The sequence below is a fragment of the Megasphaera elsdenii DSM 20460 genome (genome assembly GCF_003010495.1).
GTDB classification, from domain to species: domain Bacteria; phylum Bacillota; class Negativicutes; order Veillonellales; family Megasphaeraceae; genus Megasphaera; species Megasphaera elsdenii.
In genome coordinates this window covers 1,524,049-1,545,573 of record NZ_CP027570.1, presented here as the reverse complement: position 1 = coordinate 1,545,573, position 21,525 = coordinate 1,524,049, and the positions used below count along the sequence as shown (strand labels likewise).

General features: G+C 53.4%; 28 protein-coding genes. 9 read left to right on the top strand and 19 right to left on the bottom strand.

Annotated features, from left to right (window positions below; all coding sequences use genetic code 11):
• Positions 1–5: 5 nt before the first annotated feature.
• The gene (locus C6362_RS07455; protein ID WP_014016110.1) at positions 6–638 is read left to right on the top strand and encodes a 3'-5' exonuclease; all 633 of its coding nucleotides are present in this window, start codon (positions 6–8) and stop codon (positions 636–638) included.
• Positions 639–657: 19 nt separating this feature from the next.
• Here C6362_RS07455 and C6362_RS07450 read toward each other — a convergent pair whose 3' ends face one another.
• Genes C6362_RS07450 through deoD form a run of 4 tightly spaced genes read right to left on the bottom strand, consistent with a single transcriptional unit; the run spans position 658 to position 3,179 of the window.
• Positions 658–1,290 (bottom strand): radical SAM protein, encoded by a 633-nt coding sequence (locus C6362_RS07450; RefSeq protein WP_014016109.1) that lies wholly within the window; start codon positions 1,288–1,290, stop codon positions 658–660.
• Positions 1,280–1,609: a 6-carboxytetrahydropterin synthase QueD gene (queD, locus tag C6362_RS07445; protein WP_014016108.1), complete on the bottom strand. Its 330-nt coding sequence runs from the start codon at positions 1,607–1,609 to the stop codon at positions 1,280–1,282. The genes C6362_RS07450 and queD overlap by 11 nt, the downstream gene beginning before the upstream one ends.
• A 29-nt stretch (positions 1,610–1,638) precedes the next feature.
• On the bottom strand, positions 1,639–2,463 hold the full coding sequence (locus C6362_RS07440; protein ID WP_014016107.1) for an amidohydrolase family protein: 825 nt from the start codon (positions 2,461–2,463) through the stop codon (positions 1,639–1,641).
• Positions 2,464–2,471: 8 nt separating this feature from the next.
• Positions 2,472–3,179, bottom strand: coding sequence for a purine-nucleoside phosphorylase (deoD, locus tag C6362_RS07435; protein WP_014016106.1), 708 nt, complete (start codon positions 3,177–3,179; stop codon positions 2,472–2,474).
• A 104-nt stretch (positions 3,180–3,283) separates the two neighbouring features.
• On the opposite strand from deoD, the gene C6362_RS07430 reads away from it, so the two are divergent.
• The 3 genes from C6362_RS07430 to C6362_RS07420 are packed head-to-tail and all read left to right on the top strand — an operon-like array spanning position 3,284 to position 5,051.
• Positions 3,284–4,072, top strand: coding sequence for a DUF4931 domain-containing protein (locus tag C6362_RS07430; protein WP_014016105.1), 789 nt, complete (start codon positions 3,284–3,286; stop codon positions 4,070–4,072).
• Positions 4,073–4,095: 23 nt separating this feature from the next.
• Entirely contained in the window at positions 4,096–4,824 is a 729-nt protein-coding gene (locus tag C6362_RS07425) for a metallophosphoesterase (protein ID WP_027895104.1), read from the top strand.
• The gene (locus tag C6362_RS07420) at positions 4,821–5,051 is read left to right on the top strand and encodes a hypothetical protein (RefSeq protein WP_014016103.1); all 231 of its coding nucleotides are present in this window, start codon (positions 4,821–4,823) and stop codon (positions 5,049–5,051) included. The genes C6362_RS07425 and C6362_RS07420 overlap by 4 nt, the downstream gene beginning before the upstream one ends.
• 266 nt (positions 5,052–5,317) lie before the next feature.
• Here C6362_RS07420 and C6362_RS07415 read toward each other — a convergent pair whose 3' ends face one another.
• The 7 genes from C6362_RS07415 to C6362_RS07385 are packed head-to-tail and all read right to left on the bottom strand — an operon-like array spanning position 5,318 to position 9,900.
• Positions 5,318–6,871: a sensor histidine kinase gene (locus tag C6362_RS07415; RefSeq protein ID WP_014016102.1), complete on the bottom strand. Its 1,554-nt coding sequence runs from the start codon at positions 6,869–6,871 to the stop codon at positions 5,318–5,320.
• Entirely contained in the window at positions 6,868–7,533 is a 666-nt protein-coding gene (locus C6362_RS07410; protein WP_014016101.1) for a response regulator transcription factor, read from the bottom strand. The genes C6362_RS07415 and C6362_RS07410 overlap by 4 nt, the downstream gene beginning before the upstream one ends.
• A gap of 2 nt (positions 7,534–7,535) precedes the next feature.
• On the bottom strand, positions 7,536–8,018 hold the full coding sequence (folK, locus tag C6362_RS07405; RefSeq protein ID WP_014016100.1) for a 2-amino-4-hydroxy-6-hydroxymethyldihydropteridine diphosphokinase: 483 nt from the start codon (positions 8,016–8,018) through the stop codon (positions 7,536–7,538).
• Positions 8,011–8,376, bottom strand: coding sequence for a dihydroneopterin aldolase (folB, locus tag C6362_RS07400; RefSeq protein ID WP_014016099.1), 366 nt, complete (start codon positions 8,374–8,376; stop codon positions 8,011–8,013). The genes folK and folB overlap by 8 nt, the downstream gene beginning before the upstream one ends.
• Positions 8,369–8,944 (bottom strand): GTP cyclohydrolase I, encoded by a 576-nt coding sequence (folE, locus tag C6362_RS07395; protein WP_014016098.1) that lies wholly within the window; start codon positions 8,942–8,944, stop codon positions 8,369–8,371. Before folE ends, folB begins: the two co-directional genes overlap by 8 nt.
• A 21-nt stretch (positions 8,945–8,965) precedes the next feature.
• Positions 8,966–9,373, bottom strand: a complete 408-nt coding sequence (locus C6362_RS07390) for a DUF3592 domain-containing protein (RefSeq protein ID WP_014016097.1) — start codon at positions 9,371–9,373, stop codon at positions 8,966–8,968.
• A 14-nt stretch (positions 9,374–9,387) separates the two neighbouring features.
• Positions 9,388–9,900, bottom strand: coding sequence for an ECF transporter S component (locus C6362_RS07385; protein WP_014016096.1), 513 nt, complete (start codon positions 9,898–9,900; stop codon positions 9,388–9,390).
• 88 nt (positions 9,901–9,988) lie between these two features.
• On the opposite strand from C6362_RS07385, the gene C6362_RS07380 reads away from it, so the two are divergent.
• Entirely contained in the window at positions 9,989–11,095 is a 1,107-nt protein-coding gene (locus C6362_RS07380) for an acyltransferase (protein ID WP_014016095.1), read from the top strand.
• A 133-nt stretch (positions 11,096–11,228) separates the two neighbouring features.
• Here the strand turns inward: C6362_RS07380 and C6362_RS07375 are convergent, their stop codons facing one another.
• From C6362_RS07375 to C6362_RS07355, 5 genes are all read right to left on the bottom strand, one after another.
• Positions 11,229–11,612 carry a hypothetical protein gene (locus C6362_RS07375; RefSeq protein WP_014016094.1) on the bottom strand — a complete coding sequence of 128 codons (384 nt, stop codon included), beginning with the start codon at positions 11,610–11,612 and terminating at the stop codon, positions 11,229–11,231.
• A 69-nt stretch (positions 11,613–11,681) separates the two neighbouring features.
• Complete coding sequence (gene queF / locus C6362_RS07370; protein ID WP_014016093.1) at positions 11,682–12,176, bottom strand: preQ(1) synthase; 495 nt, start codon at positions 12,174–12,176, stop codon at positions 11,682–11,684.
• A gap of 3 nt (positions 12,177–12,179) precedes the next feature.
• Positions 12,180–12,671 (bottom strand): QueT transporter family protein, encoded by a 492-nt coding sequence (locus C6362_RS07365; protein WP_014016092.1) that lies wholly within the window; start codon positions 12,669–12,671, stop codon positions 12,180–12,182.
• Between the two features lie 145 nt (positions 12,672–12,816).
• The gene (gene lepB, locus C6362_RS07360; protein WP_014016091.1) at positions 12,817–13,377 is read right to left on the bottom strand and encodes a signal peptidase I; all 561 of its coding nucleotides are present in this window, start codon (positions 13,375–13,377) and stop codon (positions 12,817–12,819) included.
• A gap of 62 nt (positions 13,378–13,439) precedes the next feature.
• Positions 13,440–13,865 (bottom strand): 2-thiouracil desulfurase family protein, encoded by a 426-nt coding sequence (locus tag C6362_RS07355; RefSeq protein WP_014016090.1) that lies wholly within the window; start codon positions 13,863–13,865, stop codon positions 13,440–13,442.
• A 113-nt stretch (positions 13,866–13,978) separates the two neighbouring features.
• Between C6362_RS07355 and C6362_RS12310 the strand changes: the two genes are divergently transcribed.
• The gene (locus C6362_RS12310; RefSeq protein WP_222705724.1) at positions 13,979–14,056 is read left to right on the top strand and encodes a putative holin-like toxin; all 78 of its coding nucleotides are present in this window, start codon (positions 13,979–13,981) and stop codon (positions 14,054–14,056) included.
• Positions 14,057–14,301: 245 nt separating this feature from the next.
• Positions 14,302–15,957 (top strand): acetolactate synthase large subunit, encoded by a 1,656-nt coding sequence (locus C6362_RS07350; RefSeq protein ID WP_014016089.1) that lies wholly within the window; start codon positions 14,302–14,304, stop codon positions 15,955–15,957.
• Positions 15,958–16,083: 126 nt separating this feature from the next.
• On the opposite strand, the gene C6362_RS07345 is transcribed toward C6362_RS07350, so the two are convergent.
• Positions 16,084–16,761, bottom strand: a complete 678-nt coding sequence (locus C6362_RS07345) for a hypothetical protein (protein WP_014016088.1) — start codon at positions 16,759–16,761, stop codon at positions 16,084–16,086.
• Between the two features lie 160 nt (positions 16,762–16,921).
• On the opposite strand from C6362_RS07345, the gene C6362_RS07340 reads away from it, so the two are divergent.
• Entirely contained in the window at positions 16,922–17,326 is a 405-nt protein-coding gene (locus tag C6362_RS07340) for a thioesterase family protein (protein ID WP_014016087.1), read from the top strand.
• An 83-nt stretch (positions 17,327–17,409) separates the two neighbouring features.
• On the opposite strand, the gene C6362_RS07335 is transcribed toward C6362_RS07340, so the two are convergent.
• Positions 17,410–18,960, bottom strand: a complete 1,551-nt coding sequence (locus C6362_RS07335; protein WP_014016086.1) for an acyl CoA:acetate/3-ketoacid CoA transferase — start codon at positions 18,958–18,960, stop codon at positions 17,410–17,412.
• Positions 18,961–19,206: 246 nt separating this feature from the next.
• On the opposite strand from C6362_RS07335, the gene C6362_RS07330 reads away from it, so the two are divergent.
• Positions 19,207–20,685 (top strand): hypothetical protein, encoded by a 1,479-nt coding sequence (locus tag C6362_RS07330; protein ID WP_014016085.1) that lies wholly within the window; start codon positions 19,207–19,209, stop codon positions 20,683–20,685.
• On the opposite strand, the gene C6362_RS07325 is transcribed toward C6362_RS07330, so the two are convergent.
• A complete protein-coding gene (locus tag C6362_RS07325; RefSeq protein WP_014016084.1) occupies positions 20,682–21,515 on the bottom strand; it encodes an Asp23/Gls24 family envelope stress response protein in 834 nt (277 codons plus the stop codon). The genes C6362_RS07330 and C6362_RS07325 overlap by 4 nt on opposite strands.
• Between the last annotated feature and the right edge of the window lie 10 nt (positions 21,516–21,525).

Sequence of the window (21,525 nt, the reverse complement as noted above, 5' to 3'; positions counted from 1 at the left end):
TTTCCATGAAAAAGGTACTGTCGAAAAAAGAAAAAGCCCGGCGCCAGACCATCCGCCGGTCGCCGAAGATCAAACAGGCCATCCGCCGCCTCGACCCGTCGCGCATCCTGACGCTGGATCTGGAAACGACGGGCCTCACAGCCGACGCAGAAATCATCCAGCTGTCCATCATGAACGGTTGCGGCGACGTCCTCATGAACCGCTATTTCAAACCCCTCTATACGGAACGCTGGGATGAAGCGATGGAAGTCAATCACATCACGCCGGAACAGGTCGCCCAGGAAGACCCGTTCATCCTCTGGGCCGATACGGTCAGCCGCCTTTTCATGGACGCAGACCTCATCGTCGGCTACAGCACCTTCAACGACATCGCCAAGCTCCACGCTTCTGGCGTCGTCCTGCCCGACAAGGACATCTATCTCGACCTGGCCGAAGCCTTTTCCCTCATCCATTATCAGGAAACGAAGACCATTACCTATGAAAAGCTCATGAACTGCGCCGCCCATTACGGCTACCACGGCCGCAACTGGCACGACAGCCTGACCGATACGGACGCGACCCTCTTCTGTTTCCAGCACATGCTCGATGACGACCAGGCCATCTTCAAAAAACGCCGTTACCCGCAGATCAGCGGATAACGGCGTTTCGTCGTCTCAGTCAGACGCCCCGGTCATCGGGGTTCCAGATGAATTTATGGAGCTGGAGCTGCATGTGCCAGTCCGTCAGGCGGTTTTCCTTCATGAACTCGACGATGCGCCGCGGCTCGATCTTGCCGAAGACGGCGCCGACATAGACGGCACACTTCGGGCGGTACAAGCGATAGACGCCCAAAGCCTGACGCAGGTCGGCTTCATCGCCGACGACGAACTTGAGGACGTCCTGGGGCCGGAGCTTCTCGAAGTTCTCCGGCAGCATGCGGTTGGCCATGTCCGAAGACAGGCTCTTGTAATCGACAGTGAACCAGACGTGATCATATTTGAAATACGGTTCGATATCCATACTGCCATTGGTCTCGATGTTGACGCTGTGCCCCTTCAGTCCTTCCAGGAGAGCGTGGATATCCTGGCACAGCGGTTCGCCGCCCGTCAAGGTGACGTTGGGATAGGAGACCTGGGCGATGATGTCGGCAATGTCCATATGCTGGCCTTCATTGAAGGCATAGGCCGTATCGCAGTACGAACAGCGCAGGTTGCAGCCGCAGAGGCGGATGAACGTCGCCAGCTGGCCGGCTTTCTTCCCTTCCCCGTCGATGCTGTCGAAAATCTCGTTGACACAGAGGCTATAATTCATAAGTGGCCACGTTCCCTTCACTTTCCTGGACCGTTACTTTGACACAATGGGGAACGGTGTCGCAAATCCATTTGGCGATATTTTCCGCCGTCGGATTGAAGTCGAAGACATCGTTCAGGTTCTGATGGTCCATCTTGGCATGGACCAGTTCCTTGATTTTCTTGAAATCGACGACCATGCCGTTGCGGTCCAGTGCTTCAGCCTGGCAGGTCACATAGATGATCCAGTTATGCCCATGGAGATGCTCGCACTTGCTTTCATAGTCGAGGACCAGGTGGTGGGCAGCGGACACTTCCATCCGCTTGGTTACAGTATACAAAAGGCGTTCCTCCCTTGCTGCAAAGCCAGCTATAAGCCAAGCTGGTAGATGCGGTTGGCATTGTTGAAGAAGACGTCATCCCAATACGTTTCGGGGATGAAATCTTTGACAAAGGTAATATAATCGGCGAAATTGGCCAGGGGCCAGTCGGTCCCGAACATGACCCGGTCGTAAGAACCTAGATAGTTCAGCCAGTCCCGGAGCATGGAGATATACCCCTGTTTGTCCCGCAGGAAGGTGACCATGTCGGGAATCTTGCCTTCCAAAAGGCCTGACAAATCGACGGCGACGTTGTGGTTCTTTTCCAGGACGGCAATGGCATCCTGCAGGAAAGGATTGCCGATGTGGCACATGACGAACTGGACGTCGGGATATTTGACGGCCGCTTCATCAAGGGTCATGGGATGGCTGTACTTCAAAAGGGCATTGGCCGTCGCCGTCAGGCCCGTGTGGATGGCGACGGGCTTATTGTACTTCCGGGCCAATTCATAGATCGGGTCGTAGAGTTCATCATAGACGTAGACGTGGTTATAGCCCGGATAGAGCTTGATGCCGCAGCACTGCTTGCGCTTGAGGTTCTCTTCGACCTGTTCCACCATGAGGTCCATATTGTCATAAAAAACGTTGCTGTCCAGGCCGATACAGTAACTCATGTAATCGGGATAGTGATGGCCGGCCGGGTCCAGGGTCTTGTTGCCCATGACGACGCCGTGGACGATATTGTTATCTTGAAAGGCCTTGTGCAGACATTCTTCAGTATTGGTATAACCGGCAGCAATAGCAATCTGATTGAAGCCGATATAGTCACAGAAATGGAAATGACTGTCAATGACCCGCAATTCCTTAGCTTTCATAAGCACCTCTATTCCTGGATAGCTGTTTCCAGGGCAATGTGAATCATATCATCGAAAGACGTCTGCCGTTCTTCCGGCGTGCAGGCTTCTCCCGTCAGCAAGTGGTCGCTGACCGTAAATAATCCCAGGGCCTGGGCACCGTATTTGGCAGCCAGCGTGTACAGACCGGCCGTTTCCATTTCGACGGCCATGATGCCGTACTGGGTCAGTTTATCGTTGTCGATTTCGTCATCGTAGAAGCGGTCCACCGAGACGATGTTGCCGACCCGGGCCGGGATACCCTGCTTGACCGACTGTTCATAAGCCTGGCGCAGGAGGGTGAAATCAGCCAGCGGCGCATAGTTGATGGAACCGCCGAAAATGTTGCGGATGATCGACGAATCCGTCGTCGCCCCCTGGGCGATGATGACGTCGCGGAGCCTGATATCTTTCCGCATGGCCCCGCAAGTACCGACGCGGATGAGTTTCTTCACGCCGTAATCGCGCATGAGTTCCGTCGCATAAATGGAAATCGACGGGATTCCCATGCCCGTCCCCTGGACCGACAGGCGGACACCCTTATAAGTCCCCGTATAGCCGAGGATGTTGCGGATATCCGTATAGCAGACGGCGTCGTCCAAAAAAGTTTCAGCAATATATTTAGCCCGCAAGGGATCGCCAGGAAGCAAGATGCGGTCGGCGATTTCACCGTCACGAGCAGCAATATGAAGACTCATGATAATTTCCTCCTTAAAATAGCATATATGTATTATACCACATGGTTTGAAAATGGCTATCTCTATGCTACAATGTATAGTAGGTATCAAAAGGAGCGGTCATCATGAATGAAAATCCCTTATCTCACATCTTGGAATATAATCTGGACCTGGGCAAAACCAAGCCCGACACAGTCCATCGCGATGAAAAGTATTGTCCGTTTTGCGACGTAGCCCATCTGAAGAATGTCATGGAAAAGCGGGGCCCTATGATCTGGCTGGAAAATGCCTATCCCGTCCTCAAGGATTCGTGGCAGACGCTGATCATCGAAAGTGATGACTGCGATGGCGAATTTTCATCGTATACGCCGGAATACGCCCTGAAGCTCATCCAGTTCGGCCTGGAAAAATGGCAGCAAGTCAAAGACATGGGGAAATTCCGGTCCGTCGTCTTCTACCGCAACCACGGCTACATGTCCGGCGGCACAATCCATCATCCCCATTCGCAGATCGTCGGCTTCAAGGACTACGACTATCACCAGGATATCAAGCCCTTCCATTTCGTCGGACCTGCCATCGTCGAGGAAGACGGCCTGACGGTCAACTTGTCCCAGCGCCCCATCATCGGTTTCTACGAAGTGAACCTCATCCTCAAGGACCGGGAAAAGCTGGGGAAATTCGTCCGCTATATGCAGCGGACGGCAGATTATTTCATGCACTCCTTTGTCAGCTTCAACGACAGTTATAATATCTTCTTCTATGACTTCCCGGCTGACGATGCCTTGTATGTCAAAATTATCCCGCGCTTCCTGACCAACCCCCTCTACGTAGGCTATATGATTCCCCAAATCGCGAACGGAGGCCATTCAGCGCGCTTCATTCATGCTTTGCAGCAGCGCTTGCATGAACTATAAGAAAGGACGGTTATTACAACTCTATGCGTTTATTTGCAATCGGTGATCTACATTTATCAGGCAATCCCCCTAAAAAGCCGATGGAAGTCTTCGGCAGCCGCTGGAAGAACCATTGGCAGCGCATCGCCGCCGACTGGAAGAGCCGTGTCAGTGACGATGACGTCGTCCTCATCGCCGGCGATACGTCTTGGGCCATGCACCTGAAGGATGCCCAGGAAGACCTGGATCAGATCCGGGCCCTGCCGGGCAGGAAAATCATGATCCGCGGCAACCATGACTACTGGTGGGAAAGTGCCGGTAAGCTGAACCGCATGGACGCCGAAAATAAGATACAGTACCTCTACGGCTCGACAGCTGTCCTGGGCGACAAGGAAATCGCCATCTGCGGCACTCATGGCTGGGTCTGCCCCGGCGATATCCATTACCAGGAAGACCGGGACGCCAAGCCGTACCGGCGGGAACTCCTGCGCGTCGAACGGACCCTGCAGGAAGCGGAAGCTTTACAGTGCCAGCATACGATTCTCCTGCTCCACTACCCGCCGGTCTGCGACCTGACCAAGCCCAGCGGCTTTACGGACCTTTTAGAAAAATACCACGTCCCGCTCTGCGTCTTCGGCCATCTCCACGGCATGCAGCCCGGGACCATGTTCCCGCGCCGTTATAACGGGACACTGCTCCAGCTCGTCTCGGCCGATTACCGGGACTGCAAGCTCTTAGAAATCAAATTCGACGGACAGGAGGCCCTGCGATGAGCCAGATAGCCAAAAAACACCTCTTAGCCGGCATCATCTTCGGCGATGCCGAAACGGGTGAATACATCTATCTCCCTGGCGGTGAAGTCGGTACAGACCATCCGCTCTGCGTCTTTGAACACGACGGACAGAAAGAAGACGTCGATCTCGACCAGGCCGGCTACCTCGTCGACCACCTGACCTTGAAAAAATGCAGCCACCCCACCCTGGGAAAACGGTCGTTTTAGCAGTAAAAAGGGATTGTCGCACGAAGGCTTTTGCCGTCATGCACAATCCCTTTTTTCACGTGGTTTGCCGTGGTTCGTGATTTGTTTGCCGTGAAGGTTTAAATTTTTTAACAATCTGCTGTATGAAAATATCATTTTTCTTGCAGCTGTGAGAATTTTCGGCAAACGAACCACGCCAAACGAACCACAAAAGGGGCTTGTCGCTTAATGCGACAGCCCCTTTTCGTTTGTCGATGAACGACGAACGGCCTACGATGAACGACGAACTAGCTCTTCTTAAGGGTAAACCAGAAGGTGACGCCATCCGTTTCGTTGCGGACGCCGTATTGTTCGCCGTGGAGTTTCACTAAGGCAGCAACCGTTCCCAATCCCAGGCCGTGGCCGCCGAATACGCGTTTCGGGCTGCGGGCCCGCGACGAGTCGATCTTATAGAAAGGCTCCCAGATGCGCTGCTGATATTCTTCAGCAATGTGGCTGCCTTCATTGTAGACGGAGATGCGATACCGCGTCCCCAAGTCATCGGCAAAGACGCGGATATGTCCGCCGGACCTCGTATAATCAATGGCGTTGCTCAAGAAATTGGTCACAATCGTATCGATCCGTTCCGGGTCGCCATAGACGTTCATCTCAGCTGGCAGCTCCCAATCGGCAGTGATGCCCTTATCGGCAATGGCTTTGGCAAAACGAGCCTTGCTTTCTTCGGCCAGGGCCGTGAAGTCGAAGACGGTCTGCTCCAGTTTGAAGGAGCCCGTTTCCAGGCGCGACAAGTTGAGCAGGTCCTTGACCAGTTTATCCATCTTCTGGGTTTCACTGCGGATGACAGCACAGTAGCGCTGTTGTGTCGCCTTGTCGATGTCCAGGGTGTCCAGCCCTTCGGCGTAGCCCTGGATGATAGCCAGAGGCGTCTTCAACTCATGGGAGACAGCGGACAAGAAGGATTTGCGCATATGTTCCACTTCCTTGGCCTTATCGAGCTGTTTCTGCAGTTCCGTATTGGACTGCTGCAGCGCCGTCAATGCGACATCGAGCTGATGGGCCAAGGTATTGATGCTGTCGCCGAGTTCACCAATTTCATCGTTGAAATGCCCCTGCCAGCGCTTGGAAAAATCGAGATGGGCCATGGCCACGGCCAGATTCTTCAGTTCCAGCAGGGGCCGGGTCATGCGCTTCGTCAGGAAAAGCGTACCGATAAGGGCCAGGACCAGCCAGAGGAGGCCGCAGACGATGATGAACCGCTGGACGATATAGATATTCTCCCGCATGGGCGCGACGGACTGGCTGATGATGACATAGGTGCCATCCTGGATGCGGTCGATGAGGTTGAAATGCTCAAAATCGGGCATATCCTTATACAGCTCAACCTTGCCTAGCATGTCCTCATCAGGTACCTTGCCATTGAGCAAATCCAGGAGCTCTTCTACATGCAGGGGCATCTTGAAATTGTTCTTCACCTGAGCCGCCTCATCTTCTTTCCCCGTGACGACGACATCATGGCTGGTGAGCGGCGGTTTATCCGGCGGAATAAAGACCCGCCGCCCCGGCCGGGATGAATAGACGAGCCGGCCATGGTCGACGATGAGCACATCCAAAGCATAATGCTGGCTCAAATCATCGAGCTGGCTCTCGTCTGGCTTGCCTTCTTCCCGGTAGATGGTGCTGATTTTCTGGCTGGCTTCACTCATGGCTTCTTTCTTCATGAAATAATAGTAACGGTCAAAGCCGAAGCCAACGGCTGCCATGAGAGTGATGATGAAGAAAATCGTAAAAAAACCGACATAGAGTCCAGCCTTAAACTTTAACGACCAGCGCGCTTTGCTCATTTGCCATCATAGCGGTAACCGTAGCCGCGGACCGTGCGGATATAGCGGCCTTTATCGCCCAATTTGATGCGCAGGCGGTTGATGTGCGTATCGACAGTCCGCAAATCACCATAATAATCGTAATTCCAGACCTGATTGAGGATCTGACGGCGGCTCAGGGCCTTGCCGGTATTGCTCATGAGATAATTGAGGAGCTTGTATTCCGTCGGACTGAGGTCGACGTTCTTGCCGTCGATGACGACCTGGCGGGCATCGCGGTCGATGGCGACGCCATCGTCGGCTTCATGCGTTTCCTGTTCATTCTGGGAACGGCGCAGGAGGGCTTTGATCTTGGCGACCAGGATTTTCGGGCTGAACGGCTTGGTGATGTATTCATCGGCACCGAGGTCATAGGCAAAGAGCTGGTCGATTTCTTCGCCCTTGGCCGTCAGCATCATGATGGGCACTGTCGATTCACGGCGGATTTCACGGCATACGGTCCAGCCGTCGTACCCCGGCATCATGACGTCCAGGAGGATGAGGTCCGGGTGTTCTTTATCATAAATATCCAAGGCTTCTTTGCCGTCCGACGCTTCCAGGATTTCGTAGCCTTCGGGCTTCAAGAAATCGATGACTAATTGACGCATGAGCTGTTCATCATCTGCAATGAGTATTTTTTCCATAGTTAGTTGTCCTTCTTTCTGATAGAGTCTGTATCCGGCAGCTGGTCCAGCCAGTCACCGATGGACCGGCCGCAAAGGATGAGGTCCGGTGCCAGGTCCCGCAAGGGTACCAGGACGAAAGCCCGCCGGGTCAGATAGGGATGGGGCAAAGTCAGGGTTTCCGTCCGGCACGTTTCGTCCGGGCTGTAGACGAGGTCGATATCAATAGTCCGGGCGCCCCACTTTTCGTGGCGCACGCGTCCTAACCGCCGTTCGATATCCAGACAGGCGTCAAGCAGTTCCTGTCCGGACAGTTCCGTTTCGACAGCCACGGCCCCGTTGATAAAGGCAGGCTGGTCGGTCTTTCCCCAGGGCGGTGTTTCATAGAACGGGGAAACGGCCGTCACCATTACCCCTGGCGTATCGGCCAGGAGACGGACGGCCTGGCGCAGCGTCGCCATCCGGTCGCCCAGATTGGCGCCGATACTGAGATAGAATCTAGCCATGGCGCCGCCTTTCCAGGACGATGGCCGCATCATCAAAGGGTCCGCCGATGGGGGCCTGCGGCTTATGGACGGTCACGGTCAGGGCCTGGACCGGTGGGAACTCGGCCAGGATGCGGTCGGCAATGACCTGTCCCACCCGTTCGATCAAGTCGAAGGACGGCCCTTCGACGACTTCCTTGACGACGCCATAGACGGCACTGTAATCGACAGTCTGCGTCAGGTCATCGGTCTGGCCGGCCCGTCCCAAGTCCGTTTCCAGCGTCAAATCGATGTGAAAAGGCTGGCCCTGGCGCTTTTCTTCGGGCAGACAGCCATGATACCCATAAAAATGAAGTCCTGTCAGGACAATTTTATCCATCTTTTTTCTCCTCCATGAGCAGTTTCCAAGCCTGATCATAGGCGGCTGTCCCCTCTTTCAGACAGCCCGATGACGCCGTCGTTACGATATTGGAATCGATAGCCATGCGGTCGCGCATGGTCAGGCATAAATGAGTCGCTTTGACGATGATCAGGACGCCTTCCGGATCGAGGCCGCGGCAAATGGACTGGCACAGGTCATCGGTCATCCGTTCCTGGAGCTGCGGCCGCCGGGCCAGGATGTCGACGGCGCGGACAAAATGGCCGAAGCCGGCGATAGTTCCGTTTTTCGGATAATAGGCCACATGGACGGAGCCGAAAAACGGCAGCAAATGGTGTTCGCACATCGAATGGAAGCGGATGTTGCGGACGACGACCAAGCCATCGCTCTGGGTCGCAATGGGAGCCTGCCACTCGTCATCGGGATTTTCCCTGAGCCCCGAAAAAAATTCCCCAAAAGCCTGAGCGACGCGGTGCGGCGTCTTTTCCATGCCCAAAGCCTGGAGATCCAATCCCAGGGCCTCTAAAAACTGCCGCATCGCAGCGACGGCTTTTTCATTTTCTTCCAACGTAACCAGGTCCTCCTTTATTTACAAAATGAAGTAATACGCAGCGATAAAGATAAGGCCGCCGATAATGATGAAAAAAGGACTGGCATACTGCTGCCAGACACTTTGCACGTGATCGAGATAGATTTCCTGTGGATCCGCCGGATTATAACGAAGGTCCAGTTCATCGCCGGCCGTATAATCCCATTCGGCATCGCCAAAGGCATACCGGGCCTGATAAGTCTTGCCGTCTTGCGTCTGAAAACGGACGACGGGGTAATAAAGAGTTCCGCTCTTCATCTTCTTTTCTTCAAATCCGAGGAGCGTCCCTACAGCCGCTACCTTACAGCGCCGCGTCATGCCGCGGAACTTCCAGCCGTGATAGGTCCCGACGGCAATGAACAACACGCCGAGGATAGCCGGGAGATAATAAAATATTTGCAAGAACATACATACCTTCCTTTCTATTCAGGCTGATGCCCGAGGAGACGGCTGACTTCCATTCCCAGGACCGCCCCGATGATGCCGGTCACGATCTGGGGCCAGCTCATAGCAAACAACAGCATATGGCGCACAGCCGACGGAAACGCAATACAGGCGAACAGCAGGTAGAACGAGCCATAGAGGATGGCCGCCTTCCCCAAGGCACCGCCGCAAAGAGCCGGCAGACCGTACCGCTGCCAGCGCCAGGCCGTCCAGACGTAGAAACAGTTGCCCAGCCCTACGGGAAAGACAAAGGGAAAGAAGGGCAGCATCCCTTCCAGCCAGGCAAAGACCGGCGTACACCCGGCCACGACCAGGCCGGCACGGCGGCCGATGAGGAGGACCGCCACGATGAGACAGGCATTGACCAGGGACCCGACGACGAACATGCTGACCTGCGGCGGTATGGGAATGACCAGGCGGAGTCCCTGCAGGATCAAGGTCACTGCCAGGATGAGTCCCGTGCGGGTCACGTTTTTTATATCTTCTGTCATAAAGCCTCCCTGTCCAAGCTGAAAAAATTTGTTATAATAGGATAGGTCATTATCCTAATTATCTTTATTGTATCTTTCGAGGTGTCAGATGTCAAAACGATTCATTCATTCTATCAACTATATGCGCGGCCTTTGTATGCTCGGCGTCATCGCCATCCATGTCGGCTCCGTCGCTATCGTCAATCCGTCGCCCAACCTGGGCCTGGTGGCCATCCTGGAAATCCTGTCCCGTTTTTCCGTGCCGGCCTTTTTCTTCCTGTCGGCTTTCGGCATGTTCTACAGCCAGCCCCTGGACCAGCCCTTCGTCTATAAGGACTACCTGCGGCGCCGCCTGCGGACGGTCTTCGTCCCCTATCTGGCTTGGTCCCTGTTCTACATGGTCTACGTATCGGTCATCAGCCACAACTTCAGTGTCTTCCAGCCTTACGCCTTTTTCCGCACCTTGTGGTACGGCCTGGCCATGTATCATATTTACTTCCTGGTCATCCTCTTGTGGTTCTACTTCCTCATGCCCCTGTGGCGGCCGCTCCTGCGCTTCATGGATAAAGCACCGTGGCTGTCGTTTACTCTTCTCTTCTTCGCCAACATGGCCTTCAACTTCTATTCCAGTTATATCTGGACGGTCCATTCCGACAATCCCCTCATCCAGGACGCTTTCAACTTCCGTTTGAACTACATCGTCCTGCACTACTTGTTCATCTTCATGTTCGGCGCCTTCACGGCAGAACACTTCGGCAGCGTCACGGACTGGCTGAAAAAGCACGGCGTCCTGGTCAACGTCTTCCAGGCGGCGACGACGCTGGGCATGCTGGCCGCGTACTACGGCGTCATGCACTACCTGGGCTATGACCCCTTATCGGCAGTCTTCACCATCCATCAGCTCAGCCCTATCGGCATGGCTTATACTTTATCGACCATGCTCTTCCTCCTCTACTGGTGGGAATGTCGGCCTGTACCGCAGTGGGTCCACAAAGTCTTCTCCCTCCTGGGCGACTACTCGTACCCCATCTACCTGGTCCATCCGGTCTTCCTCAGCGCCTGCACGGGCCTGGCGGCTCACCTGCATATTTACCTGCGGGCCGTCCACATCATCGCCATCTACGTCATCGTCACAGCCTGTGCCGCCGCCTACTCATGGGTCGTCGTCGAACACAAACTGCCGAAATGGCTCAGCATCTGCGTTAAAGGCAAGTGATGTCGTATAAAAAGAGGCTGTCTCTCGAAGGCAGCCTCTTTTTGAGTTTGAAGTAGTAAGTTTGATGTTTGATGTGGATAGCGTTAAATTTAAAATCATTACTTCAAACATCAAACCTCAAACATCACACCCTTTATTTTTCGTTCTTTTCCTTTACTTTGGCCAATACGTCATTCGCCATGCGGGCTCTGGCCTTGATGACGGCATTGCCGTCTTTGATGGATTCCGGATAGAAGCTGCTCTTATACTTATGCTTCTTCGTCTTGGTAATCATCTTTTTCAGCTGGATCGTCTGGTCATCGATGTTGTACACATAGGTGCAGTAGTCTGTCGTTTCGCCGGATTGTTCCACCGTATCAAAGGACAGGATCTGGCGGCCCATATCGTAATAGAGCTTGGCCGAGTTCATGTCGATGGACGTATACTGGTTATATTGCCACATATTATCCGCTGCGAAGACCGATGCCGACAAGACCAGGGAAAAGCCCAGGGCCAAAAGCATTTTTTTCAATTTCACAGGTAACACCCCTTACTTCTGTTGTTTTTAGATTATTATATCATGAAACAGCCGTAAAAGGTAATAGATTTAGCGATTATCTACTTTTTCAGGATATAAATCGTGCTGGGACAGGCGCTGCCAGGCCACGTCAGCCCAGGGCGTACCGGGCCGGCCGTAATTGCAGTACGGGTCGATGCTGATACCGCCGCGGGGCAGGAATTTCCCCCACACTTCGATGTATTTCGGGTCCATGACCCGGATGAGGTCGTCCATGATGATATTGACGCAGTCTTCATGGAAATCGCCGTGATTGCGGAAACTGAACAGGTAGAGCTTCAGCGACTTGCTTTCTACCATGCGTACCCCTGGGACGTAAGAAATATAAATCGTCGCATAGTCCGGCTGGCCCGTCATGGGGCAGAGACTAGTGAACTCGGGACAATTGAATTTGACGAAATAGTCCCGGTCGGGATGCTTGTTGACAAATGTTTCCAATAAAGACGGATCGTAGTCCTGGGCATACACCGTATGCTGATTGCCCAGCTTGGTCACGCCCTGCAGTTCTTCTTTACTTCGGCTCATAGATCAAAACTCCTTTTTCAAAATATAGCGATGGCTCAGGGCCTGGATGAGCAGGACCCCGCAGATAGCCGGCGGCAGCTGACCGACAGCCAGGCTGCTGACCAGGACGGCATAAGGCAGGTTGAGCAGATACGACAGCCAGGCGCTGACGCAGAGGGTCGGCACCCACCAGATGGGCAGGGCGGCCAGCCAGAGATTATAATGACGCTGACGTACCTGGACGATGAGCCATGTCGTGACGATGCCGACAAAGCAGCCACCGATCATGTCGATGAAGCCCAAGCCGCCAAAGAGAAAGTTAGCGATGAAGTTCGCAAGCCCCAAGGGTACGACCAGGAAAGGATATACAAAGGCCAATGCATAGAGCGACGTGGCGATGCGGATCTGATACGGGCCAAACGAAATGCCCTGGGTGACATACAAGATGACGATGTACAATGCCATGACCATAGCAGCGACGGTCATGCGTTTCGTGTTCGCTAAGAAATTATACATAGGCGTTCCTCCTTTCAACTGAGAGCAAAAAAAAGACGGGGTTGCCGAAACAATCCCGTCTGCATTGCAAGATACCTTTTGTAATGCTTCCTAGTTTTGTTTACCGACAGGATGGATTGCGAACTGTCGTATGCTGTTTTGAGGCCTACCAGATGACGTGGCCTAAGACGTGGTCGATGGGGACCGGGCCGATGAAGCGGCTGTCACTGCTGTGGTTGCGATTGTCACCCATGCAGAAGACATAGCCTTCGGGAATCTTGATTTCTCCTTTGCGGCTGTATTCCATCGGTTCATTGATGTACGGTTCATCTAACGGCTCGCCGTTGCGCCATACCTTGCCGTCATGGAAAGCCAAGGTATCGCCTGGACGGCCGATGACCCGTTTGACCCAGATATTCTTGGTCTGCAAATCATGATTGAAGAAGGCCATGTAATTGTTCATCGGTTCGGCAACGTCATCTTTCCACGTACGCGGATACTGGACGCGGCTGTCGATGATGACAATATCCCCATAATTCGGGACTTCCCCCAAGACGTGATTCCACTTGGATACGATGAGGTATTCCCCATTGTGCAGGGTCGGCATCATCGATTCACCAGAAACGCGGGTCGGCTGGAAGAAGAAGATATGGATGACCATGGCAATGGCCAACGCGATGATAATGGAATAAATCCATTCGTAAACTTCATGTAGAAACGTATTCACGCTGCAACCTCCTCACTTGCGTACTCGTATATTGTAGCAAACCAGGGGTATAAAAGCAAGAGTCAGGGAAGGTCGCTTTCGCCGATGATTTCAAGGCCTTCTGCACGTAATAATTCCGCTGTCACGCCGTCGCCAGCCGTCAGGGTCCGGGAAAAAGTACCGTCGTAAATCTGTCCATGTCCACAAGACGGACTTTTCTCCTTCAAGATGGCTTTCGTACAGTGGAACAGGCGTGCCCAATACAGGGCCGCTTCGGCACCGCGTTGGTACTGGGCCGTCACCTCACTGCCATTAGCAGTGACGACACGTTTGCCCTGCCGTTCAGCCGCTGGCCGCGGCGTCGCCAGACCGCCACACTGTTCCGGACAGACGGGAATCAAATGGATATCATCCCGTCCAAGCAAATCCTGTACCTGCGGATAAACCTTCGTCTTACCATCGTAACGGCAATACTGGCCGAGCAGGCAGGCGCTGATTAGAATGTTCATAATTTCACCTTAGTCAAAGAGAGTCATTGATATTTTTATAAACATTTGACAAACTACTAGTTATGAGATAGTTCGATGTATTCGGTTTTCCTCACGAAAGTGAGGTGATCAGCATGAGTGTCTTTGAAACACTTTATCTAATGATAGCTTTTGCTACCTTAGTCGTGCTGGTTATTTCGGTACGTAAATAAGTAAGTACGATATCTGAAAAAAACCGTATACCAATGCGGTACACGGCCTTCTTCAACATCTTAACCTAGAGGAGAGCCGATGTGCAGCCATCGGACTATCTCTGTTTTTAGTATAACGTGAAATCCTAAAAAAGGCAAGCACATCGCTTCCCTTAAATATGTTGAAAAACAAGCTATACCATATTATAATACAGGTTGCAACACGAATTTCAACTCATCCATCTATCGTCAAAGGAGTGCACACCATGGAACAAAAGAAGACGCGCAACACCGCCGACTTACTCGTCGAATGTCTGGAAGAAGAAGGCGTCCATTATATTTTCGGCATCCCCGGTGAAGAAAACCTCGCCGTCATGGATGCCCTGGAACATTCGAAGATTGAATTTATCACCGTCCGCCACGAACAGGGCGCCGCTTTCATGGCCGACGTCTACGGCCGTCTGACCGGCAAAGCCGGCGTCTGCATGGCTACCCTCGGGCCTGGTGCTACCAACCTGATTACTGGCGTCGCCGATGCCGACTGCGACGGGGCCCCGCTGGTCGCCATTTCCGGCCAGGTCGGTACCGATAAAATGCACATCACCGCCCATCAGTACCTCGACCTGCGGGCCATGTTCGAACCGATCACCCGCCGGGCCTATACCGTTGTCCGCCCGGACACAATGGCTGAAATCACCCGCCTGGCCTTCAAATATGCCGAACGGGAAAAACCCGGTGCGACCTTCATCGACTTGCCGGTCAACATCAGCAAGATGCCCGTCGCCGACGACGAAAAACCATTACAGCATAAGACGATCCTGCCGGAAACGGCTCTGGAATCGCAAATCGAAGCGGCCGCTTCCATGATTTCCTATGCCAAGAACCCGGTCATCCTGGCCGGCAGCGGCGTCATCCGCAGCAAAGCGGCCAAGCAGCTCACGGCTTTCGCAGAAAAATTGAAGCTCCCCGTCATCAATACCATGATGGCCAAAGGCGCCATCCCCTTTGACAATAAATATTCCATGTGGACCGTCGGCATCCCCATGGACGACTATCAGACCAAGATGCTGGAAAAAGCCAGCCTGGTCATCGCCGTCGGCTATGACATCATCGAATATGCCCCGGCCAAATGGCATTTGACCAATGCCGACATCATCCACATCGACACCATGCCGGCCGATATCAACAAGAACTACCAGCCGGAAGTCGAAGTCGTCGGCAACATCCCCAACTCGTTGGAACGCATCATGGCCAAAGCCGCCCGCCTGGCTGAACCGAAACAGTTCCTCGATCTCCGTCAGAAAATGGTCGACGAACACGAAAGCTACGCCCACGACATGTCCTTCCCGGTCAAACCGCAGAAAGCCCTCATCGACTGCCGCCGCATCATGGGCAAGGACGATATCGTCATTTCCGACGTCGGTGCCAATAAAGTCTGGATTGCCCGTCATTACAACTGCTACGAACCGAACACCTGCCTCATCTCCAACGGTTTCGCCACCATGGGCATTGCCGTCCCCGGTGCCATTTCGGCCAAACTCGTCCATCCCGATAAGAAAATCCTAGCTATCACCGGCGACGCAGGTTTCCTGATGAACGTTCAGGAATTTGAAACGGCTTACCGCCTGGGCACGAACTTCGTCACCCTCATCTTCAACGACTGCAGCTATGGCCTGATCAAATGGAAACAGGATATGCAGTATGGCCATCACCAGTACGTTGACTTCACCAACCCGGACTTCGTAAAAATGGCCGAAAGCTTCCACGCCATCGGCTACCGCATCGAAAAGACCGAAGACCTCCTGCCGACCCTGAAAAAAGCCTTCCAGCAGGATAAACCCGTCATCATCGACTGCCCCGTCGACTACTCAGAAAACATGAAACTCACAGAACATCTGGAAGAACTGATGAAAACGTTGTAAAAAAAAGTCCTGTCGCATAGCGACAGGACTTTTTTTAGTGGTTAGCGGCTAGTGGTTAGTGGCTAGCAGTTCGTAGGGGCCGTCCCAAAGGGCGGCCCGCCTGGATATTTGACGCCAAACTACAAACTATTTCTTCGGCATTTTTTCTGCGTTTTTCAACATATCCGTGACGGCGCTGATGATGTCGTCATCGCCTTCTTTGGCGATGTTGCCGAGGATGGCGGCAACTTCCATCGTATCGCCGTGCTGCCAGGCCAGGCAGTGAATCGTTTCCGTAAAGGGATTGCCATTGATGACCAGTGATTTGGCGATGGTCCATTCATAAAAGAGATGACCATTGGTCTTCTTCGCCGTCACTGGTGCTACGACGCGGAAGCCCTGCGGCAGGCGCCCCGGCATATTCTGATTCAGCCGGTTCATGAGGGTCCGCATATCCGGCCGGCTGCCGATATCGCGGAGGTAGGAATTTTCCCGGTTCTCCCCGTAGACAGCGGCTTTGACATCCCAAATCGTCGCCGTATAGTGCAGCAAATAGGCGTACTGGAAATCGGCATCATCTTTCTTGACGACCTGATACGTTTCCGGCTGGATTGGGAAGATTTTTTCAAACAATGCGATGACGTCATTCCCTTCATCCGCTGCCGTCAGCATGGGCTGCCGTCCGGACTGCATGTAGATATCATCGGGCACTGTGATGATGCCCCAGTTGGGGAACTTAGTCATCGTCCCTTTATCCTTGGCCAGCGATGCCGTCCCAATCGACAGGACAGCCGCTGCCATCAGCAAAATAGCTTTGATTCTCATAATTTCACTCCTCGTTTTTCTCAAACAGTAACATGTTCATTGTATCCTATGACGCTTTTTCTGTCAAAAAAGAGGAAAGTATGATATGATATAGTTATGTAAATCGCCTCAATCTATACGATTCAGGCATATTCCCATTTACTTAGGAGGTTATACCACTATGGAATTCAACATCAAAGCGAACTCGACAGCAGAAGTTTCCGAAAAATGCACAGAAAACAACACGGCCATTAAATTAGGCAGCGGCAAATCCCCGGTCTATGCCACACCGGCCCTGGTAGCCCTCATGGAAAACGCAGCCATCAACGCCTGCGATCCTCAGCTCCCGGAAGGCTATAACACCGTCGGCATTGCCATGAACGTCAAACACGTCGCAGCTACTCCGATTGGCCTGACCGTCACCGCCAAAGCTACCTTGGTCGAACAGGACCGTAAAAAACTCACCTTCAAAATCGAAGCTCACGACGAAGCCGGCCTCGTAGGCGAAGCTACCCACGACCGCTTCATCATCGAATCGGCACCGTTCCTGGCCAAAGCCGAAGCAAAAAAAGCTGCAGCTAAATAATATCTCGCAGCTCATATAAAAAGGGGTTGTCGCACATGCGACAGCCCCTTTTTTGGTTTACAGTGATGACTCTCCAATGGTCCCTAGCTGGCTTGCTGTTCAAAGATGTCCTGCGCCAGGCCCATGGGTTCATCGCGGAAGATTCGTTCGTCCATGGTCTTCAGGTCTTCGGCAATGTGCGGCACGAATTCCATCTGGTCGAGGATATCCTTTTGCAGATCCACGCCCGGTGCGATTTCCGTGAGGACCAGGCCTTTGTCGGTGAGGACGAAGACGCAGCGTTCGGTAATGAACATGACCTGCTGATTATGTTTGTGAGCATAGTCAGCACTGAAAGTAATCTGGCCGACCTTATCGATGAATTTCTGGACAGCCCCTTCATGGATGATGACCAGTTTGCCGTCGCGGATTTCTTCGCGCAGGCCTTTAGCCGTGAAGGTACCGCAGAAGACGACTTTATGCGTGTTCTGGGTGATGTTGATGAAACCGCCACAGCCGGCGATGCGGTCTTTGAACTTACTGACATTGACATCGCCTTTGGCGTTACATTCAGCCATGCCCAGGAAAGCCATGTCCAGCCCGCCGCCATCGTAAAAGTCGAACTGATACGGATGGTCGACGATTGCATCGGCGTTGGCCGATCCGCCAAAGTCAGCGCCGCTGGCCGGTACACCGCCAATCGGTCCGGCTTCGACAGTCAGTGTCAGCTGATCGCCGATACCTTCTTCATTGGCTACACTGGAGACGCCTTCCGGAATCCCGATGCCCAAGTTGACGACGGCGTTGGGTACGAGTTCCATCGCAGCCCGGCGGGCAATGACCTTACGGGCGTTGAGTGCCATCGGCGGAATCTGGGACAGAGGCATACGCATTTCACCGGTATAGGCCGGGTTCTGGACCTGACGGACCTTGGACAAGACGATGTAGTCGACGTCGATGCCCGGCAGGACGACGTGTTTCGGCGGAATCGTCCGGTTTTCGGCCAACGTTTCGACCTGGACGATGACCATGCCGCCGCTGGCTTTGGCTGCCAGGGCCATGGGCAGGAGCTCCATGCGGACTTCTTCGTTATCCGTCGATACGTTACCGTTCAAGTCGGCACAAGTCCCGTGGACGATAGCGACGTCAATGGGGAACGGTTTGTACCACAAGTATTCTTCACCATCCAATTCCTTCACTTCTACCAGGTCTTCCTTGGTGATGCTGTTCAATTTACCGCCTTCAATGCGGGGGTCGACGAACGTATTGAGGCCGACGCGGGTGAAGAGGCCCGGCTTGCGGCCGGCAATGCTGCGGAACCACTGAGCCATCGTACCCTGCGGCAGGTTATAGCCTTCGACCTTGTTGTCCATGACCAATTTACCCAGTTTGGGAGCCAGGTTATAATGACCGGCAATGACCCGTTTCAGCATGCCTTCATGGGCGAAATGGCTGGCACCTTTGCTCACACCGTCACCGATGCCGGCTGTATGGACCAGTGTCAGCTGCTGCGGATATCCGGTCTTGGTAAAGCGGTCTTCCAGGGCCTGCAATACTTCTTCCGGTAATGCACACTGTGCAAAACCACAAACGGCGATAGTCGAACGATTCTTAATAAGCGATGCTGCATTTTCTGCTGTAATCAGTTTTGCCATGATGACTCCCTCCTTATAGATTGCCTTGCTTATCTTCGATGAGCTCTTTTTCTTCTCATCTTCTGACTTTAGTATAGCCCTGTTTTCCCTTGAAAAATACGCACAAAGCCGTGACAAAAGATGAAAAAGTTGCCCGAAAGATGACAAACGTGACAAGGTCTTTCCTTGAAGGTGTCCCGCCGCAGCTATATAATGAATATAAAGAATATACACACATTCAATTTTACCATCAAAGGGGTCTTAGTTATGAATCCTTATGCAGAAGTCCTCAAGCAGCTGCTGCAATACACGGAGACGAAATATACGACCTTATCCCAGGCTATCGACTACGACATGTCCTATATCAGCAAATGGGTCAACGGCGCCCGCCTGCCGGCTTCGCGCCACGCCGATCGCATCCACGAAGACATGGCCCGCTTCTTTGCCGATACCGCCCAGAAACAGCACCAGGAAGACGACTTGAACCGTATCTTCTCCTTTGCCGACGACGGCCAGGATCTGGCGTTCCATCTCTACGGGCTGCTCAGCCAGGCCTATCGCCAGGCCCAGATCAAGACGGGAAAAAATGAAAACCGCGACCAAGCTATCCATTTCTATGCCGGCCGTGCGGACTGCCACACGGCCCTGCGCCAGCTCCTCCACCAATACATCGAAGGCCTCCCGTCTCAGGGGATGCTGGTCATGACCGGCCAGTTCCACGTCCTCGACCAGAATGGCATCTGGCAGATTCTGGAAGAATGTCACAATGACCACTGGTCCTGTGATGTCCACTTAGGCCTGAAAATGGATGTCTTCGCCGCCCACATGCCCCAATCCGTCAGCAGCCTCTACCAGTGCCTGGACCATCTGCTGACTTATAATTTCACCATGCATGAAATCAATCACGAGTCGTACCGCAACATCATCGTCCTCAAAGATGCCTTCGCCTACCTCTATTACGTCGACGGCGACGATTACATCGACATGTGCCTGACCATCACCGACCCGGTCCAAGTCCGGGAAATCTATAAGAAATGCTGCGCCTATATGATGGTCCAGCCGGTCCTCATGGAACCCCGCCAAACGCTGGGCATGGAACGCTTTGGCTACCGGGACATCTTCTTTACGTCCAATAAGTACCTCTTTTTCCTGACGAATGGCCTGGAATTTCTCCTCCCCGACGAAGTCTATACGTCCCTGTGCCAGCTCGTCGACAAAGGGAAATACCCTAACGCCACTAAAGAATGGGTCCGCCGCATCCAGTACATCTGGTACCGCATCATCGAGCAGGGCCGCATGAAAATCATTATGCCCAAAAATTCTATCATCCGCTACCTGGAAACGGGCTGTTTCTACCTGACCGACATGAACTACCAAATGACGCCAGACGAAAGAAAGGCCCAGCTCAACCTCATCGTTGAAAAGATGAAGAAGAACCCGGCCATTACCTGTGGGATTCTCCTCCCGGCACCGGGAGAAAGCAGTTATACGAATTTTTCTAATCTCGCCTTTTACGGCAACTACACGTCAGCTTTCTTAAAAAAGAACACGCACCACATCCTGCCGCAGACCAAACCGATTTACTTGCTCAACAACCCTCAGCTCATCACCTGTATGCATGAGTTCTTCGACGACCTGAGCCGTTCGCCCCAGTACAAAGGCTTCTCTGCCGAAAATGTCGACGCCCTGCGGGGTCTCATCATGCCGCTCATGACAGTCCTGACAGAAGAAAACGGCGACGCCTAGTGTTCCGGCTGGGAAATACCGCGGACCGTAATCTTGAGGATTTCGACGGCCATGCCCGTCGTGTATTCTACTTCCTGCTGGATAGCCTTGCGGATGCGGCTCATGAGCTTCTTGATGTTCTGGCCATAGGCGATGGTCAGGGACAGGATGATAGCCAGGCCGTTGCGCGTTGAATTGTAATTGATGGCCACCCGCAGACGGTTGATCTTGGTGACGCCGCCATTTTGTTTCAACGCATGGCGCACTAAGGCTTCCAGTACTTCGTTCGAAAAGGTCAGCTTGCCATAATAGCTGAAGACAGGCCGGACGACGGATCGTTCAAAGTTGGAAATCTGCTTGCCGTTACGGCCGTAGAAGAAGGAGCGTATCGGGTCCAGGAGATAGCCCTGGAAATGGGGCTTCAGTTCCATCGTCGGCACGGGGATGATATGCTTGCCTTCTTTCAGGCGGATAGCCCGGGCCTTGGCGATCTCGGACGGGCACGATACATCCTCGATGCGGATGAACTGCGACGCTTCCGGCAGATCCAAGGCCTGGCAGATGCGGTGGATCATGTGTTTCGACGTCCCCAGGATGAGCAGTTTCGGCGGATGGACTCTCGCCAACGCCGCCCGCATGGCTGCTGCATCTTCAGGCTTGTTGAAAATGGCCCGGCGCACGGCCTTCAGGCGGTTCGTCTCTTCCTTGGCCGACCGGCCGGCAACGATACGGTTGTGGTCGATGAGCAGGCCGTCGTCGATGATGGTCTGGATATCGTGGTCATAGGCGACGACCAGGGCATGATGGCTCTTGCCGGTACCACTGGCCCCAATAAAACCGAAAACTTCCATGAATCTCACC

Coding starts and splice junctions, on each gene's coding strand:
- C6362_RS07455 (WP_014016110.1), top strand. CDS start 6: ATGAAAAAGGTACTGTCGAAAAAAGAAAAAGCCCGGCGCCAGACCATC.
- C6362_RS07450 (WP_014016109.1), bottom strand. CDS start 1,290: ATGAATTATAGCCTCTGTGTCAACGAGATTTTCGACAGCATCGACGGG.
- C6362_RS07440 (WP_014016107.1), bottom strand. CDS start 2,463: ATGAAAGCTAAGGAATTGCGGGTCATTGACAGTCATTTCCATTTCTGT.
- deoD (WP_014016106.1), bottom strand. CDS start 3,179: ATGAGTCTTCATATTGCTGCTCGTGACGGTGAAATCGCCGACCGCATC.
- C6362_RS07430 (WP_014016105.1), top strand. CDS start 3,284: ATGAATGAAAATCCCTTATCTCACATCTTGGAATATAATCTGGACCTG.
- C6362_RS07425 (WP_027895104.1), top strand. CDS start 4,096: ATGCGTTTATTTGCAATCGGTGATCTACATTTATCAGGCAATCCCCCT.
- C6362_RS07420 (WP_014016103.1), top strand. CDS start 4,821: ATGAGCCAGATAGCCAAAAAACACCTCTTAGCCGGCATCATCTTCGGC.
- C6362_RS07415 (WP_014016102.1), bottom strand. CDS start 6,871: ATGAGCAAAGCGCGCTGGTCGTTAAAGTTTAAGGCTGGACTCTATGTC.
- C6362_RS07410 (WP_014016101.1), bottom strand. CDS start 7,533: ATGGAAAAAATACTCATTGCAGATGATGAACAGCTCATGCGTCAATTA.
- folK (WP_014016100.1), bottom strand. CDS start 8,018: ATGGCTAGATTCTATCTCAGTATCGGCGCCAATCTGGGCGACCGGATG.
- folB (WP_014016099.1), bottom strand. CDS start 8,376: ATGGATAAAATTGTCCTGACAGGACTTCATTTTTATGGGTATCATGGC.
- C6362_RS07390 (WP_014016097.1), bottom strand. CDS start 9,373: ATGTTCTTGCAAATATTTTATTATCTCCCGGCTATCCTCGGCGTGTTG.
- C6362_RS07385 (WP_014016096.1), bottom strand. CDS start 9,900: ATGACAGAAGATATAAAAAACGTGACCCGCACGGGACTCATCCTGGCA.
- C6362_RS07380 (WP_014016095.1), top strand. CDS start 9,989: ATGTCAAAACGATTCATTCATTCTATCAACTATATGCGCGGCCTTTGT.
- queF (WP_014016093.1), bottom strand. CDS start 12,176: ATGAGCCGAAGTAAAGAAGAACTGCAGGGCGTGACCAAGCTGGGCAAT.
- C6362_RS07365 (WP_014016092.1), bottom strand. CDS start 12,671: ATGTATAATTTCTTAGCGAACACGAAACGCATGACCGTCGCTGCTATG.
- C6362_RS07355 (WP_014016090.1), bottom strand. CDS start 13,865: ATGAACATTCTAATCAGCGCCTGCCTGCTCGGCCAGTATTGCCGTTAC.
- C6362_RS12310 (WP_222705724.1), top strand. CDS start 13,979: ATGAGTGTCTTTGAAACACTTTATCTAATGATAGCTTTTGCTACCTTA.
- C6362_RS07350 (WP_014016089.1), top strand. CDS start 14,302: ATGGAACAAAAGAAGACGCGCAACACCGCCGACTTACTCGTCGAATGT.
- C6362_RS07345 (WP_014016088.1), bottom strand. CDS start 16,761: ATGAGAATCAAAGCTATTTTGCTGATGGCAGCGGCTGTCCTGTCGATT.
- C6362_RS07340 (WP_014016087.1), top strand. CDS start 16,922: ATGGAATTCAACATCAAAGCGAACTCGACAGCAGAAGTTTCCGAAAAA.
- C6362_RS07335 (WP_014016086.1), bottom strand. CDS start 18,960: ATGGCAAAACTGATTACAGCAGAAAATGCAGCATCGCTTATTAAGAAT.
- C6362_RS07330 (WP_014016085.1), top strand. CDS start 19,207: ATGAATCCTTATGCAGAAGTCCTCAAGCAGCTGCTGCAATACACGGAG.
- C6362_RS07325 (WP_014016084.1), bottom strand. CDS start 21,515: ATGGAAGTTTTCGGTTTTATTGGGGCCAGTGGTACCGGCAAGAGCCAT.